Here is a 14,901-nt window from a genome sequence, read left to right as displayed (position 1 = left end):
GTGACCGAGGCGAGAGGCACCTTCGGGCGAGGCGGAGACCGCCCCGCGTGACGGGGGTGCCGGGAGAGAGGACGGGGCAGGGCGGCGATCATGGGATCGCGGTGGCCTCGGAGAGCGCGAGGAGACGAGCATGGGCGGCGAGGTCATGACCGGGGCCGAGATGGTCATCCGGGCCTTCCAGGATCAGGGTGTCGATACGCTGTTCGGGTATCCGGGCGGCGCCGTACTTCCGATCTACGACGCGCTGTTCCATCAGAACGCCGTGAAGCACATCCTCGTCCGCCACGAGCAGGGCGCCGTCCACGCCGCGGAGGGCTATGCCCGCTCCTCCGGCAAGGTCGGCTGCGTCCTCGTCACCTCGGGCCCCGGCGCGACCAACATCGTCACCGGGCTCACCGACGCGATGCTGGATTCGATCCCGCTGGTCTGCATCACCGGCCAGGTTCCGACGCACCTGATCGGCACCGACGCGTTCCAGGAATGCGACACGGTCGGCATCACGCGCCACTGCACGAAGCACAATTACCTGGTCAAATCGATCGACGACCTGCCGCGCATCCTGCACGAGGCGTTCTACGTCGCGGCGAACGGCCGGCCGGGCCCGGTCGTCGTCGACCTGCCCAAGGACATCCAGTTCGCCTCCGGCCTCTACGAGCGTCCGGAGATCGCGAGCCACAAGACGTACCGCCCGGCCGTGAAGGGCGACGCCGACCGGATCCGCGCGGCCGTCGAGCTGATGGCGACCGCACGGCGGCCGGTCTTCTACACCGGCGGCGGCGTGATCAACTCGGGCCCGGAGGCCTCGCGGCTGCTGCGCGAGCTCGTCCGCGAGACCGGCTTCCCGATCACCTCGACCCTGATGGGGCTCGGCGCCTATCCGGGCACGGACGAGAAGTTCCTGGGCATGCTCGGCATGCACGGGACCTACGAGGCCAATCTCGCGATGCACGAGTGCGACGTGATGATCTGCGTCGGCGCGCGGTTCGACGACCGGATCACCGGCCGGCTCGACGCGTTCTCGCCCTTCTCCAAGAAGATCCACATCGACGTCGACGCCTCCTCGATCAACAAGGTCGTGAAGGTCGATGTCGGGATCGTCGGCGACTGCGCCTCGGTGCTCGGCGACATGCTGGAGGCGTGGCGCGCCCTGCCGTCGCGGCCCGACAAGTTGAACCTCGATCCGTGGTTCCAGAAGATCAGCGCCTGGAAGGCGCGGGACTGCCTCGCCTACTGGCCGTCGGGCACGATCATCAAGCCGCAATACGCCGTGCAGCGCCTCTACGAGGCCTGCAAGGACCGCGAGACCTACATCACCACCGAGGTCGGTCAGCACCAGATGTGGGCCGCCCAGTACTTCAAGTACGACGAGCCGAACCGCTGGATGACGTCGGGCGGCCTCGGCACGATGGGCTACGGCCTGCCGGCGGCGATCGGCACCCAGCTCGCGCACCCGAACGGGCTCGTGATCGACATCGCGGGCGAGGCCTCGATCCTGATGAACATGCAGGAGATGTCGACGGCGGTGCAGTACCGCCTGCCGATCAAGGTGTTCATCCTGAACAACGAGTACATGGGCATGGTCCGCCAGTGGCAGGAGCTGCTGCACGGCTCGCGCTACTCGCAGAGCTACTCGGAGAGCCTGCCGGACTTCGTGAAGCTCGCGGAGGCATACGGGGCCAAGGGTATGCGCTGCGAGAAGCCGGGCGACCTCGACGGCGCCATCGCGGAGATGCTCGCCCATGACGGCCCGGTGATCTTCGACTGCATCGTCGACAAGACCGAGAACTGCTTCCCGATGATCCCGTCGGGCAAGGCGCACAACGAGATGCTCCTGTCCGATTACCTCGGCGAGACCGGCGTCGAGCTCGGCGACGTGATCTCCGAGGAAGGCAAGATGCTGGTGTGAGGGCGGGCGGCCCGGCGTCACCGCCGGGCCGCGATCCGCCGCTGCGGCGGCGATGGGTCGAACGACGAGGACGAGGCCGGCGATGAACGCGATGAACACCCACTACCCCGATGCCGTCCGCGTCGAGCCGGTGAACCGGCACACGCTGGCGGTGATCGTCGACAACGAGCCCGGCGTGCTCGCCCGCATCTCGGGCCTGTTCTCCGGCCGCGGCTACAACATCGAGAGCCTGACCGTCTCCGAGACCGAGGAGGCGCGCCACATCTCGCGCATCACCATCGTGACCACCGGGACGAACGCCGTGATCGAGCAGATCAAGGCGCAGCTTGACCGGCTGGTGCCGGTGCATCGGGTCGTGGACCTCACGCTCCAGGGCAACGCCATCGAGCGCGAGATCTGCCTCGTGAAGGTGAAGGGCGAGGGCGAGCACCGCAGCGAGGCCCTGCGGCTGGCCGCCGCCTTCGGCGCCAAGACGCTGGACGCCACGCTCAACTCCTTCGTGTTCGAGCTGACCGGCGCTACCGAGGATGTCGACCGGTTCGTGCGCCTGATGAGCGTGATCGGGCTGGTGGAGATCTGCCGGACGGGCATCTCCGCCATGGGGCGCGGGGCGGAGCCGCTCTGAGCTTCTGGCGCGCGGCCAGTCGGTGCTCGGGGAGCCGGAAGACGTTACCGGCTCTGAAGGCGACAGCCGGCTGGCCGTTGTCGCTGAAAACGCCGCGCCCGTGTTCGTCGATCAAGGACCCCCCATGACCGCCCGCACCCTCTACTACGCCCCCGGCGCCTGCTCGCTCGCCGCCCACATCATCCTGGAGGAATCCGGGCTGCCCTACGAGGGCCTCAAGCTCGATCTCGCCGCGGGCGACCAGCGCCGGCCGGAATACCTCGCGATCAACGATCGCGGCCGTGTCCCGGCGCTGACCGAGGACGGCTGGGTGCTCACCGAGTGCGCGGCCATCATGCGCCACGTCGCCCGTCAGGTGCCGGAGAAGGGGCTCTGGCCCACGGATCTCCGCGAGCAGGCCGCCGCCGACGAGTGGCTCGGCTGGCTCGCCTGCAACCACCACGTGACCTACGCCCATGTCCGCCGGCCCGAGCGCTACACCGAGGACGAGAGCGCCTTCGAGGGCATCAAGGCGAAGGCGGCCAACACCTACGCGGACCTCGCCACCATGACCGAGGTGCGCCTGTCGCACGGCGGATGGGCGGTGGGCGACCGGTTCAGCGTCGTCGACGCCTACCTGACGGTCTTCTGGTTCTGGGCCAACGGCCCGGTGCTCCGGTTCGACATGGCCGGGCGCTTCCCGGCCTGGACCGCCCATGCGCGCCGGGTCGCCGAGCGCCCGGCTGTCCAGGCCGTCTTCGCCCGCGAAGGGCTGCCGCTCCCCCGCTAGCAGGTGCGGGCACGGCACCCCCTTGCCGCGCCCTACGAATCGGCCTAAAGCGCGTACCGTACGGTACGGTACGCCATTCGAGATGATGCAGGCCAGCGCGACAGCAGAGCGGGAAGAGCCGTCGGCACGCCAGCAAGCGGTGCTGAACGCCGTGCTCGGCCTCATGGTCGAGGACGGCGAGCAGCTCACCATGGACGCCGTCGCGCGCCGGGCGAGCTGCTCGAAGGAGACGCTCTACAAGTGGTTCGGCGACCGGGACGGCTTGCTGACCGCGACGGTGCGCTGGCAGGCCTCCCGGGTCCATGCCGGGAACGACAGCGCTCAGGTGCTCGACGGCGCGACCCTGCGGGAGCGCCTGCAGGACTTCGCCGTGACGTGGCTGGAGGTCATCACCGGCCCGACCTCGGTGGCGCTGAACCGCATCGCCATCGCGCATGCGGGCTCGCGCAAGAGCAATCTCGGCGGCATCGTCCTGGCGAACGGGCGCTTCGCGATCGGCGAGCGGGTGAAGCCCGTGCTGGAGGCCGGCCGCGCCGCCGGCCTGCTGAGCTTCGCCGACAGCGAGGCCGCCTTCCGCACCTTCTTCGGCCTCGTCGGCCGGGATATCCAGATCCGCCTTCTGCTCGGCGAGACCCTCGACCTCGACGGGGCCGAGATCCGGCGCGACGCGGGCCGCGCCGTCGAGCAGTTCCTGGCCCTGTACGGCCGGGCCAAACCCGACCCGAAACACCAAGTCTAAGAGGAGACAGACATGCGGGTGTATTACGATCGCGACGCCGACCTGAACCTGATCAAGGGCAAGAAGGTCGCCATCGTCGGCTACGGCAGCCAGGGCCACGCCCACGCGCTCAACCTGCGCGATTCCGGCGTGAAGGACATCGTCATCGCGCTGCGCGAGGGCTCCGCCACCGCCAAGAAGGCCGAGCACGAGGGCTTCAAGGTCCTGTCGGTCGCCGAGGCCGCCAAGTGGGCCGACGTGGTGATGATGCTGACCCCCGACGAGCTGCAGGGCGACATCTACCGCGAGTCCCTCGAGGGCAACATGAAGCAGGGCGCCGCGCTCCTGTTCGCCCACGGCCTCAACGTCCACTTCAACCTGATCGAGCCGCGCAAGGACCTCGACGTCCTGATGGTCGCCCCGAAGGGCCCCGGCCACACCGTGCGCTCCGAGTACCTCCGCGGCGGCGGCGTGCCGACCCTGATCGCCATCGCGCAGGACGCGTCCGGCAACGCCCACGACCTCGGCCTGTCGTACGCCTCGGCGAACGGCGGCGGCCGCGCCGGCATCATCGAGACGACCTTCAAGGAGGAGTGCGAGACCGACCTGTTCGGCGAGCAGGCCGTGCTCTGCGGCGGCCTCGTCGAGCTGATCAAGGCCGGCTTCGAGACGCTGGTCGAGGCGGGCTACGCCCCCGAGATGGCCTATTTCGAGTGCCTCCACGAGGTGAAGCTGATCGTCGACCTCATCTACGAGGGCGGCATCGCCAACATGAACTACTCGATCTCCAACACGGCCGAGTACGGCGAGTACGTCACCGGCCCGCGCATCGTGACGCCCGAGACCAAGGCCGAGATGAAGCGCGTGCTCAACGACATCCAGTCGGGCACCTTCACCCGCAACTGGATGCTGGAGAACAAGGTCAACCAGACCTCGTTCAAGGCGACCCGCGCCAAGCTCGCCGCCCACCCGATCGAGGAGGTCGGCGCCAAGCTCCGCGGCATGATGCCGTGGATCTCCGAGAAGGCGCTGGTCGACAAGACCCGCAACTGATCCGCATCCGCGCGGTCGGGCCCGGCCCGGCCGCGCACGCGCGGGGCCGGTCACGCGGAGGCGTGGCCGGCCCTTGGCGTTCCGGGTTGCCCGACACAGGGTGTCCCGGCCATAAGCCCGCCAGCGGTCCCGCGCGTACGAGGACCGGCAAGCGGAGAGGACACGCATGGCATCGCTCTATTCCGACGCGCACCGGGCGCTGCAGGAGGAGTTCGGCACCACCAAGCTCGCCGTGCGTCTCGACGAGGACTGGGTCCACGAGACCGTCCAGCCGGACGAGGCCGCCTTCATCGGCTCCCGCGACATGTTCTTCCTCTCGACCGTCGACCCGGACGGGATGCCGACGGTCTCCTACAAGGGCGGTCCCACGGGCTTCGTGAAGGTGCTCGACGACAAGACGCTCGTCTTCCCGGGCTTCGACGGCAACGGCATGTTCTACTCGATGGGCAACATCGAGGGGCAGGCCAAGGTCGGCCTGCTGTTCATCGACTTCGAGACGCCCCACCGGATCCGCGTCCAGGGCCACGCGACGCTGCTGCGCGACGACGCCCTCTTGGCCGCGTACACCGAGGCCAAGTACCTGGTGAAGATCGCGGTGACGAAGATCTGGATCAACTGCCCGCGCTACATCCACAAGTACCAGAAGCTCGAGCAGAACAAGTACGTGCCGCGTCCCGGCCGCAAGACCCCGCTCGCCGCCTGGAAGCGCCTCGACCTCGCGGGCGACGTGATCAGCGATGCCGACAAGGCCCGCGTCGCCCAGGAGGGCCGGCTGGAAGTCGCGGAGTACGAGGCGCTGATGGCCCGCGGCGAGGCCTGATCGTCCATTCCGGCCGCCCCGCAGTCCCGGGCGGCCGGTGCGGAACTCAAATTACGTCAAATTAGATTTTTCCGAGTATAAATCTGCCGCACCAAATATTAATAAAGCAAAATTTTTGTGTTCTATAGTTTGATGGTCTAAAAAATTCTTGACGATGTGAGGGCCGAGCCATAAATTTCGTGCAGATTTTGCCGATCGCATCTTTGCTCGGACCGTTAAGACCATGGTTTCGCTCCCGCTGCGCGTCGCATTGATCTGCAGCATCCTGATCGCTGCGGTGTTCGCGGGTGGGACGACTTTTCTCGCCCGCCGAATCGACGCTTCCTTCGATGAGCAGGCCGCAGAGATACAGTCGGAGACGCTGTCGAACGAGGCGCGCGAGGTCCGCTTCCGCCTCGCGGTAGCGGCCAAGACTGCCGAGAGCATCGCGGCCTCCGCGTCGGCCCTGCGCGCCGGCCGCATCCAGGACCGGGACATCTACGACGCGCTGCTGCGCGAGCTTCTGCGCGCCAACCCCGAGCTGATCGCGACCTGGACGGGCTGGGAGCCGGACGCCCTGGACGGGCGCGACCGCGCGTTCGCCGGCACGGCCTCCTCGGATGCGAGCGGCCGCTTCATGCCTTACTGGAACCGCGGGAGCGGCACGATCAAGCGCGAGGTCCTCACGGGCTACGAGGCCGAGCCGGATGGCGCCTATTACCTCCGGCCGAAGCGGCTGAACCGCTTGGTCGCCATCGAACCCTACATCTACCCGGTGGCCGGAAAGGACGTCGTCATGATGTCCTTCGGTGCGCCGATCAGCGTGGACGGCACGTATCGCGGCACCGCCGGCGTCGACATCGATCTCGGGTCCCTGAATGCCGCCCTCGGAGCGGTGAGGCCGTTCGGGACCGGCTACCTCGCCGTGGTCTCGGCGAACGGAACGACCGTCGCGCATCCGACCGGCGCGGCGGCCGGGAAGCCGATGCACGGCTTCGACGCGTCGGCGGCCGACGCGGCCCGGCAGGCGATCGCGGCGGGAGCCGTGGTGGTGACCGACGCGCCGGGTCCGGACGGGGCGCCGTGGCGCTACATGGCGCAGCATATCCAGGCGGGCGAGACGCCCGACCGCTGGGCGATCGTCGTCGCGGTGCCGGTGGCGACGCTCACGGCCGCCGCCGATCGGGCGCGCGCGACGCTGATCGGCATCTCGGTCCTCTGCGTGCTGATCGGGTGCGCGGCCGTCTTCGGCGCGCTGCACCGTCTCGTCGGGGCGCCGATCCGCGGCCTCGGCCGGACCATCGGCGACATGGCCGCGGGCGATTACGGGGCGGATGTGCGCGAGGCGCGGCGCCGCGACGAGGTCGGACTGGTCGGGCGTGCCGTGCTGAAGCTGCGCGACGGCCTGCGGGCGCAGGCGGAGGCCGACGCGCGGGCGCGGGCGGAGGCTCAGGCGGCGGCCGACCGGGACCGCAAGCGGGTGACCGCGGACCTGGCGAACAGCTTCGAGCAGGCCATCGGCGGCATCGTCGCGACGGTCACGGACGCGGCCACCGCGCTGCAGGCCACGGCCGGGGCGCTGGCCGCCACGGCGTCGGAGACCGCCGGCCAGTCGACCACCGTCGCGGCCGGGGCCGAGGAGGCCGCCGCCAACGTCCGGGCCGCGGCCTCGGCGGCCGAGGAGCTCGGCAGCTCGGTGCAGGAGATCGGGCGTCAGGTCCAGGGATCCGCGCAACTCGCGCGGGCCGCGGCCGACGAGGCCGGGCGCACGGTGCGGCTGGTGGAGGATCTGAGCGCTGCGGTGATGAAGATCGGTGATGTTGTGGCGCTGATCAGCGGCATCGCCGGCCAGACCAACCTGCTGGCCCTGAACGCCACCATCGAGGCGGCCCGCGCCGGCGAGGCCGGCCGGGGCTTCGCGGTCGTGGCCGCCGAGGTGAAGGCGCTGGCCGAGCAGACCGCACGGGCCACCGAGGAGATCGCGGGCCAGATCGCCCGCGTCCAGGCCTCGACCGAGCAGGCGGCCTCGGCGATCGGCAGCATCACGACGCGCGTCGACGAGATCAGCGGGGCGGCCACGACGATCGCGGCCGCGGTCGAGCAGCAGGGCACGGCAACCCAGGAAATCGTCCGCAATGTGACCCAGGCCGCCGCCGGCACGGGCGAGGTGACGACGAACATCGCCCGCGTGGCCGAAGCCGCCGACATGACCGGCTCTGCCGCCGGTCAGGTGCTGGAATCGTCCGCGGACCTGTCGCGGCAATCCGCGCATCTCCGGGCGGAGGTCGGCCGCTTCCTCGGAACGGTGCGCGCGGCCTGATGGTCGCCGTGCCGGCCCGCGCTACGGCGCCTTGCGGGCGACGATGAACACGCGCGGGAAGGCGAGCAGGCGCCGCCCGTCGCTGCGCGGCGGGTAGGCGGCGTCGATCGCGCGGGTGTAGGCCGCCAGGAAGCCGGCCCGCTCCTCCGGATCCAGCGGGCCGAGGAACGGCCGGAGCCCGGTCGCGCTGACCCAGTCCACGATGGCGGCCGCGTCCGCCATGCGGTGGTGGTAGGCGGTGCGCCAGACATCGACCTCGGCGGCGCGCGGCGCCAGCAGGTCGTAGTAGGCGGCGGGTTCCAGCATCCGCCCGAGGCGGCCGGCCACGGCGGGATCGCCGATCGCGGCCGCCCAGGGGCCGTCCGCCGCGACCGCGCGCATCAGGCGATGGGTGTGCTCCGCGAGGTTGTCGGGCATCTGCACGGCGAGCATGCCGCCCGGGGCGAGGAGACCGAACAGCCGCGGCAGCAGGGTCGCGTGGTCCGGCAGCCATTGCAGCACGGCGTTGGCGTAGATCAGGTCCGGGGCCCGCTCGGGTACCCAGGTGGCGGCGTCGGCCAGCGCGAAGGACAGGCCCGGCAGGCGGGCGCGGGCGCTCTCCAGCATCGCCGGGGAGGTGTCGAGGCCGATCACCTCCGCGTCGGGGAAGCGCGCCGCGATCAGCGCGGTGGAATTGCCCGGCCCGCAGCCGAGATCGACGGCAAGCCGCGGTGCGTCAAGGGGGACGCGGGCGAGGAGCTCGGCGGCGGGGCGGGTCCGCTCGTCCTCGAAGCGGGTGTAGAGGGCGGGGTTCCAGTCGGCCATCACACCCTCCCGTATCGATCCGTCAGCAGCCGAGCCGGTCGGCGAGATCCGCGAGATCCCGCGCCGCGTGGGTGACCGGCACCGTCGGCGCGGTCTCGCCGCCGGCCGGGCCGTGCTCGTGCGGGCGGGCGATGTGGGCGGTGGCGAGCCCGTGGCTGGCGGCCGCCGCGAGATCGTTCGAGTGGGCGGCGACCATCATGGTCTCGCCGGCCGCGAAGCCGAAGGCCGCGACCGCGTCGCGGTAGAGCGCCGGCTTCGGCTTGTAGTCGCGGGAATAGCCGGCGCCGAGCACCGCGTCGAAGATCAGGCCGTTGCGGCGGGCGAGGTCGGCCATCAGCCGGACATGCCCGTTTGAGTTCGGTGCCAGGAGGTGCTTCTCGCGCAGGCGTCGCAGCGCGTCCGGCACCTCGGGCCACGCGTCGAGCCGGTGCCATGCCTGGACAAGCTCGCCCCGCACGGCCTCGGAGACGCCCGCGATGCCGAACTGCGCCAGCACGCCGGGCAGCGACTCGGCCTGGAGCGTGTCGAGGTCGACGTAGGGTCGGGCGCCGGAGCGCACCGTCTCCATCGACGGGTTGTAGCGGGCCCGCCACGCGTCCGCGAAGGCGCCGGCATCGAGGTCCGGCGCGACGGGCGCGAGCAGCCGCGCCGCCTCGCGGGCGACGCCGGAGCGCCAGTCGACCAGCGTCCCGAAGACGTCGAAGACCAGCGCCCGGACGGTCACCGCACCGCCTGCAGGCTGGGACCGCGCCGGACGAAGCCGACGATGTCCTTGACCGCGTCGAGGGTCTGCGCCGCGATGGTCTCGGCCCGGGCGCCGCCGTCGGCCAGCACGGCGTCGATATGGCCCGGATCGGCGGTGAGGCGGCGCATCTCCTCGGCGATCGGCGCGAGACTCGTCACCGCGAGGTCGGCGAGCGCCGGCTTGAAGGTCGAGAACTGCGCCCCGCCGAAATCGCGCAGCACGTCCTCGCGGGTGATCCCGGCGAGCGCCGCGTAGATCCCCACGAGGTTGTCGGCCTCCGGCCGCTCCTTCAGGCCCGCCACCTCGGAGGGCAGGGGCTCGGGATCGGTCTTGGCCCGGCGGATCTTCTGAGCGATGGCGTCCGCGTCGTCCGTGAGGTTGATGCGGGCGTTGTCGGACGGGTCCGACTTCGACATCTTCTTGGTGCCGTCGCGCAGCGACATGACCCGGGCGGCCGGGCCGCCGATCAGCGGCTCGGTGATCGGGAAGAACGCGTCGCCGTGGCCGTGCGCCGTGATCGACTTCGAGAAGTCGGTGTTGAACTTCTGGGCGATGTCCCGGGTCAGCTCCAGGTGCTGCTTCTGGTCCTCGCCGACCGGCACATGGGTCGCCCGGTAGGCCAGGATGTCGGCCGCCATCAGCACCGGGTAGTCGTAGAGGCCGATCGAGGCGTTCTCCCGGTCCTTGCCGGCCTTCTCCTTGAACTGGGTCATGCGGTTCAGCCAGCCGAGACGGGCGACGCAGTTGAACACCCAGGCGAGCTCGGCGTGCTGCGGCACCTGGCTCTGGTTGAACACGATCGAGCGCTTCGGATCGATGCCGGCGGCGAGGAAGGCGGCCGTGACCTCGCGGATCTGGCCGCGCAGGGCCTCGGGATCCTGCCAGACGGTGATCGCGTGCAGGTCGACCACGCAGTACAGGCACTGCGCGTCGCGGTCCTGCATCTCCACGAAGCGCTTCACCGCCCCGAGATAGTTGCCGAGGTGCAGGTTGCCGGTGGGCTGGACGCCCGAGAAGACCAATTCGGTAAACGCGGCCATCGGCGCCGATCCTGAGCGAGGGAAGACCGGGGCTCCGCGCCGTCCGGGCGCGCGGTTACTCGCACCCGTAGGCCGGAATGGTCAAGGACGCGCTCACGGCTCCCGCGTGGGCAGCTTCGCGCTGGGGCAGAGGTCGACCAGGACGCAGCGCCCGCAGGCCGGGCGATGATGATGGCAGACCTTCTGCCCGTGCAGCATCAGGATCTCGTGATTGTCGTAGAGATCCTGCGCGCTCCAGTCCGCGGGGAGCTGCGCCCGCAGGATCGGGTGCGACGGGCCGACATCGACCCGCCTGCCGATCAGCCCGAGGCGCTGGGCGACCCGATGATGGTGGCTGTCGACCGGCAGCGCCGGCATCCGCAGGGTGGAGAAGGACAGGACCGCCGCGCTGGTCTTCGGCCCGACGCCCGGGATCGCCTGCAGCCATTCCCGCGCCGCCTCGACCTCCATGTCGGCCAGGAAGGCGAGGTCGAGGCTGCCGTGCCGGTCGCGCAGGGCGCGGAGCACGTCGCGGATACGCGGCGCCTTCAGCTCCGGCCAAGTCACGCCCGCGATGGCGGCCTCGATCTCCGGCACGTCCGCGTCGAGCATCGCGTCCCAGTCGGGGAAGCGCGCCCGCAGCGCCTTGAAGGCCCGGCCGGATTCGGCATTGCGGGTCCGGTGCGACAGGAGCGACGAGACGAGCTCGCTGACCGGATCGAGGCTGTGGAAGTACGGGATCGGGCAGCCGTAGACCGGGCAGAGCCGCGCGTGGACGGCGAGCGCCTTCTCGGCCAGCGCCGGATCCGCGACGGCGGGGACCGCCTTGCGGCGTGAACGCGGGACGGTCGCGGATCTGAGGTCGGCGGCGGGCATGTCGGGCGAATCCGCCAGCCGCCGCCCCTGTTCCTGCCGGTACGGGGCAGCGGCGATCTGTCCGCATCGTCGGGTCCGCGCGCTTCCAGCGGAGAGCAGGGCGCGCTCGATTCCGAGGCGGTCGTCGCGACCGAAGGGCGCCGCCGCCGGCCCGCGCTCGCCTACTTCACCAGCGCGTAGATGTTCACGTCGAGACTGTCGTCGGTGCTGTCCTTGAGGTCGGTGGCGTACTCCTCCACGAACCGGTCCTGCACGACGATGTCCTTGGCATCGAGGTAGGCGGTCAGCGTCTCGTAGGTGCTGTCGATCGACTCGTAGGAGCCCTTGTGAGCGAAGCGCAGCGCCTTGCCGGAGGGCGTCGTGCCGAAGCGCAGGCCGTCGGTCTCGGCCGGTGCCGGGCTCGGCGCGGCCGCCACCGGGACCATCGCCTCGAACTCGAAGCCGTCGTCGTCCGTGCGGGTGAAGACCGCGAGCGGCCGGCCGGCCTGCGCGACGCCGAGCTTGGCGAGGTCGGCCTCGATCCGCGCGAAGGCCTGCTTCAGGTTCGGCACGGCCTCCTCCCACTTGGTCTTGCCGGACAGGATCGCGGCGGGCTTGGTCGGGAGGGTGACCTCGTCGACGTCGCCGGGCTCCCCGGCCTTCTCGATGAGCGTGGGCCGGCCGGGTGTCCCCGTGCTCGTGGCCGGGGGCGTTCCCGCCGCAGACTGGCCCGCGGGCGGGGGCGCCACCGATTGCTGCGGGGCCGGGGCCGCACTCTTGTCGGGATCGGCGACCGGGTTCGGCGCGGTCGTGGTCGGCAGCGGGTTCGTCTGGGCCGGCGCGGGCGCCGTGGAGGGCGGCGGCGCGGGCTGCTGCTGGGCGGCGATCGGGCCGGCCGACGCGAGCAGGAGGGCGGTCGAGAGGGCGACGAGCGGACGAAGGCGGATCACGTAGGGCGCTCCGGTCGAGGCCCGCGGATGATCGCGCGGGCTCCCGCGGCGTAACCTAGTGGCGAACGGGACGGCCCGCGAGGGCGCCGCGGACGAGAGCCGCGGGTGCGGCGCATCTGCCACGCCGTGGCACCCCTCGCGCCGGGCAGCGGCTTTTGCGATATAGCCCGCGCTTTCCTCCAACCGCGGGACCGCATGAGCGCACTCGCCCACAGACGCTTCCTGAAGATGCACGGCGCCGGCAACGCGATCGTGGTGCTGGATCTGCGCGGCTCCGCGGCGAAAGTCCGGCCCGAGGAGGCGCGGGCGATCGCCCAGGATCCCGGCTCGACCTTCGATCAGCTGATGGTCCTGCACGATCCCGTGAGTCCGGGCACCGACGCGTTCATGCGCATCTACAACACCGACGGTTCGGAATCGGGCGCCTGCGGCAACGGTACGCGCTGCGTCGCCTACGCGATGCTCGACGACCCGGCCATGGCGCGGCCGGCCGAGGGCGGCCGGCTCACCCTGGAGACCAAGGCCGGTCTGCTCGGAGTGCGCCGCGTCTCGGAACGCGCCTTCACGGTCGATATGGGCCGGCCGCGGCTCGCCTGGGACGAGATCCCCCTGTCCGAGCCGTTCCCCGACACCCGGCGGGTCGAGCTGCAGATCGGCCCGATCGACGACCCGATCCTGCACTCGCCGGGCGCCGTGAACATGGGCAACCCGCACGCGGTGTTCTTCGTGGAGCAGGATCCGGACAGCTTCGACCTCGCCCGGATCGGCCCGATGCTGGAGAACCACCCGCTGTTCCCGGAGCGCGCCAACATCTCGGTGGCGCAGGTGACGGGCCGCGAGGCGATCAAGCTCCGCGTCTGGGAGCGGGGGGCCGGGCTGACGCTCGCCTGCGGCACCGCCGCCTGCGCCACCGTGGTGGCCGCCTCGCGCCTGCGGATGATCGGCCGGCAGGCCAGCGTCGCGCTGCCGGGCGGCGAGCTGTTCGTCGAGTGGCGTGCCGACGACCACGTCCTGATGACCGGTCCGGTCGCGCTCGTCGCCGAGGGGACCCTGGCGCCGGAGCTGTTCGACAGCGCGGCCTGATGGCGGTCGAGACCCTCACCTTCGGCTGCCGCCTCAACACCGTCGAGTCCGAGGCCCTGCGGGCCCACGCGGCCGCGGACGGGCGCGACCGGGTGGTGGTGAACACCTGCGCGGTGACCGCCGAGGCCGGGCGGCAGGCCCGCAAGGCGATCCGGCGCATCGCCCGGGAGCGGCCCGGCGCCGAGATCGTCGTCACCGGCTGCGGCGCCGAGGTCGAGACGGAGGCCTACGCGGCCATGCCGGAGGTCGCGCGCCTCGTCGGCAACGCCGAGAAGCTGCGGCCGGAGGGCTGGTCTGCGGCCGCGACCGGTCCGGGCGCCGTCATGGCGGCGCGAACGGCCGAGCCGACGCGGGTCGAGGCCGTGGCCGGGCACACCCGCGCCTTCGTGCCCGTGCAGAACGGCTGCGACCACCGCTGCACCTTCTGCGTGATCCCGTTCGGGCGGGGCGTCTCCCGCTCGGTGCCGGAGGCGGACGTGATCGCGCAGGTCGAGACCCTCGTGGCCCGGGGTGGGCGCGAGGTGGTGCTGACCGGCGTCGACCTCACCGCCTACGGCCGCGACCTCGCCGGCCCGGCCCCGTCCCTCGGCGGCCTCGTGCGGGCGATCCTCCGGGCGGTGCCCGACCTCGCGCGCCTGCGCCTCTCCTCGATCGATTCCGTCGAGGCCGACGACGCCCTGCTGGCGGCGATCGCCGAGGAGGAGCGGCTCATGCCGCACCTGCACCTGTCGCTGCAGGCCGGCGACGACCTGATCCTCAAGCGCATGAAGCGCCGGCACCTGCGCGCCGACGCGATCCGCTTCTGCGAGACGGTGCGGCGGCTGCGGCCCGACATCGTGCTCGGCGCCGATCTCATCGCGGGCTTCCCGACCGAGACGGAGGCGCAGTTCGCCCGCTCGCTCGATCTCGTGGCGGAGTGCGGCCTGACGCACCTCCACGTCTTCCCCTATTCCCCACGTCCCGGCACGCCGGCCGCGCGCATGCCGCCGGTTGCGCCAGACGTGATCCGTGCGCGGGCGGCGCGGCTGCGCGAGGCGGGTGCGGGTGCCCTGCGGCGGCACCTCGACGCCCAGGTCGGCCGCCGCCTCACGGTGCTGGCGGAGCGCGGCGGCGTCGGGCGGAGTGTGGATTTCACGGCCGTGCGGCTGGCGGCCGATGAGGCGCCCGGGACGTTCCACAGCATCGCCATCGCGGGGCACGACGGGGCGCGGCTGATCGGCGCCTAGCGCCCGGTCTTCCTGGCCTGTGACGCTCC

General features: G+C 71.2%; 14 protein-coding genes. 9 read left to right on the top strand and 5 right to left on the bottom strand.

The window, feature by feature from the left end; translation table 11 throughout:
* Positions 1-130 precede the first annotated feature (130 nt).
* The 7 genes from BM314_RS08165 to BM314_RS08135 all read left to right on the top strand — a co-directional run bounded on the left by BM314_RS08165 (position 131) and on the right by BM314_RS08135 (position 8,190).
* Complete coding sequence (locus tag BM314_RS08165; protein ID WP_091977793.1) at positions 131-1,906, top strand: acetolactate synthase 3 large subunit; 1,776 nt, start codon at positions 131-133, stop codon at positions 1,904-1,906.
* 82 nt (positions 1,907-1,988) lie between these two features.
* Entirely contained in the window at positions 1,989-2,531 is a 543-nt protein-coding gene (gene ilvN, locus BM314_RS08160; protein WP_020090724.1) for an acetolactate synthase small subunit, read from the top strand.
* 124 nt (positions 2,532-2,655) lie between these two features.
* Positions 2,656-3,300 (top strand): glutathione S-transferase family protein, encoded by a 645-nt coding sequence (locus tag BM314_RS08155; protein ID WP_091977792.1) that lies wholly within the window; start codon positions 2,656-2,658, stop codon positions 3,298-3,300.
* Positions 3,301-3,382: 82 nt separating this feature from the next.
* A complete protein-coding gene (locus BM314_RS08150) occupies positions 3,383-4,039 on the top strand; it encodes a TetR/AcrR family transcriptional regulator C-terminal domain-containing protein (RefSeq protein WP_091977791.1) in 657 nt (218 codons plus the stop codon).
* A 12-nt stretch (positions 4,040-4,051) separates the two neighbouring features.
* A complete protein-coding gene (gene ilvC / locus BM314_RS08145) occupies positions 4,052-5,071 on the top strand; it encodes a ketol-acid reductoisomerase (protein ID WP_012322218.1) in 1,020 nt (339 codons plus the stop codon).
* A gap of 166 nt (positions 5,072-5,237) precedes the next feature.
* Positions 5,238-5,891 (top strand): pyridoxamine 5'-phosphate oxidase family protein, encoded by a 654-nt coding sequence (locus tag BM314_RS08140; protein ID WP_091977790.1) that lies wholly within the window; start codon positions 5,238-5,240, stop codon positions 5,889-5,891.
* Between the two features lie 223 nt (positions 5,892-6,114).
* Complete coding sequence (locus tag BM314_RS08135; protein WP_091977789.1) at positions 6,115-8,190, top strand: methyl-accepting chemotaxis protein; 2,076 nt, start codon at positions 6,115-6,117, stop codon at positions 8,188-8,190.
* 21 nt (positions 8,191-8,211) lie between these two features.
* Here the strand turns inward: BM314_RS08135 and tam are convergent, their stop codons facing one another.
* From tam to BM314_RS08110, 5 genes are all read right to left on the bottom strand, one after another.
* Positions 8,212-8,994: a trans-aconitate 2-methyltransferase gene (gene tam, locus BM314_RS08130; protein ID WP_091977788.1), complete on the bottom strand. Its 783-nt coding sequence runs from the start codon at positions 8,992-8,994 to the stop codon at positions 8,212-8,214.
* A 22-nt stretch (positions 8,995-9,016) separates the two neighbouring features.
* Complete coding sequence (locus BM314_RS08125) at positions 9,017-9,718, bottom strand: haloacid dehalogenase type II (protein WP_091925528.1); 702 nt, start codon at positions 9,716-9,718, stop codon at positions 9,017-9,019.
* Positions 9,715-10,779, bottom strand: coding sequence for a tryptophan--tRNA ligase (gene trpS, locus BM314_RS08120; RefSeq protein WP_091977787.1), 1,065 nt, complete (start codon positions 10,777-10,779; stop codon positions 9,715-9,717). The genes BM314_RS08125 and trpS overlap by 4 nt, the downstream gene beginning before the upstream one ends.
* Positions 10,780-10,872: 93 nt before the next feature.
* Positions 10,873-11,634 (bottom strand): endonuclease III domain-containing protein, encoded by a 762-nt coding sequence (locus BM314_RS08115; RefSeq protein WP_091925525.1) that lies wholly within the window; start codon positions 11,632-11,634, stop codon positions 10,873-10,875.
* Positions 11,635-11,795: 161 nt separating this feature from the next.
* Positions 11,796-12,563, bottom strand: coding sequence for a GyrI-like domain-containing protein (locus tag BM314_RS08110; protein ID WP_091977786.1), 768 nt, complete (start codon positions 12,561-12,563; stop codon positions 11,796-11,798).
* Positions 12,564-12,758: 195 nt separating this feature from the next.
* Here BM314_RS08110 and dapF point away from each other — a divergent pair, with 195 nt between their 5' ends.
* Both dapF and mtaB read left to right on the top strand, forming a co-directional pair.
* The gene (gene dapF / locus BM314_RS08105; RefSeq protein WP_091977785.1) at positions 12,759-13,646 is read left to right on the top strand and encodes a diaminopimelate epimerase; all 888 of its coding nucleotides are present in this window, start codon (positions 12,759-12,761) and stop codon (positions 13,644-13,646) included.
* Positions 13,646-14,872 carry a tRNA (N(6)-L-threonylcarbamoyladenosine(37)-C(2))-methylthiotransferase MtaB gene (gene mtaB, locus BM314_RS08100; RefSeq protein WP_091977784.1) on the top strand — a complete coding sequence of 409 codons (1,227 nt, stop codon included), beginning with the start codon at positions 13,646-13,648 and terminating at the stop codon, positions 14,870-14,872. The genes dapF and mtaB overlap by 1 nt, the downstream gene beginning before the upstream one ends.
* The last annotated feature ends 29 nt before the right edge of the window (positions 14,873-14,901 follow it).

Origin of the sequence: Methylobacterium sp. 13MFTsu3.1M2 (assembly GCF_900112625.1) — a bacterium.
Classification (GTDB): domain Bacteria; phylum Pseudomonadota; class Alphaproteobacteria; order Rhizobiales; family Beijerinckiaceae; genus Methylobacterium.
Note: the sequence above shows the minus strand (reverse complement) of the source record. Positions and strands in the feature narration are given on the sequence as shown.

Excerpts from the sequence above, each read along its gene's own strand:
- BM314_RS08165 (WP_091977793.1), top strand. The coding sequence starts at position 131 with ATGGGCGGCGAGGTCATGACCGGGGCCGAGATGGTCATCCGGGCCTTC.
- ilvN (WP_020090724.1), top strand. The coding sequence starts at position 1,989 with ATGAACGCGATGAACACCCACTACCCCGATGCCGTCCGCGTCGAGCCG.
- BM314_RS08155 (WP_091977792.1), top strand. The coding sequence starts at position 2,656 with ATGACCGCCCGCACCCTCTACTACGCCCCCGGCGCCTGCTCGCTCGCC.
- BM314_RS08150 (WP_091977791.1), top strand. The coding sequence starts at position 3,383 with ATGATGCAGGCCAGCGCGACAGCAGAGCGGGAAGAGCCGTCGGCACGC.
- ilvC (WP_012322218.1), top strand. The coding sequence starts at position 4,052 with ATGCGGGTGTATTACGATCGCGACGCCGACCTGAACCTGATCAAGGGC.
- BM314_RS08140 (WP_091977790.1), top strand. The coding sequence starts at position 5,238 with ATGGCATCGCTCTATTCCGACGCGCACCGGGCGCTGCAGGAGGAGTTC.
- BM314_RS08135 (WP_091977789.1), top strand. The coding sequence starts at position 6,115 with ATGGTTTCGCTCCCGCTGCGCGTCGCATTGATCTGCAGCATCCTGATC.
- tam (WP_091977788.1), bottom strand. The coding sequence starts at position 8,994 with ATGGCCGACTGGAACCCCGCCCTCTACACCCGCTTCGAGGACGAGCGG.
- trpS (WP_091977787.1), bottom strand. The coding sequence starts at position 10,779 with ATGGCCGCGTTTACCGAATTGGTCTTCTCGGGCGTCCAGCCCACCGGC.
- BM314_RS08115 (WP_091925525.1), bottom strand. The coding sequence starts at position 11,634 with ATGCCCGCCGCCGACCTCAGATCCGCGACCGTCCCGCGTTCACGCCGC.
- dapF (WP_091977785.1), top strand. The coding sequence starts at position 12,759 with ATGAGCGCACTCGCCCACAGACGCTTCCTGAAGATGCACGGCGCCGGC.
- mtaB (WP_091977784.1), top strand. The coding sequence starts at position 13,646 with ATGGCGGTCGAGACCCTCACCTTCGGCTGCCGCCTCAACACCGTCGAG.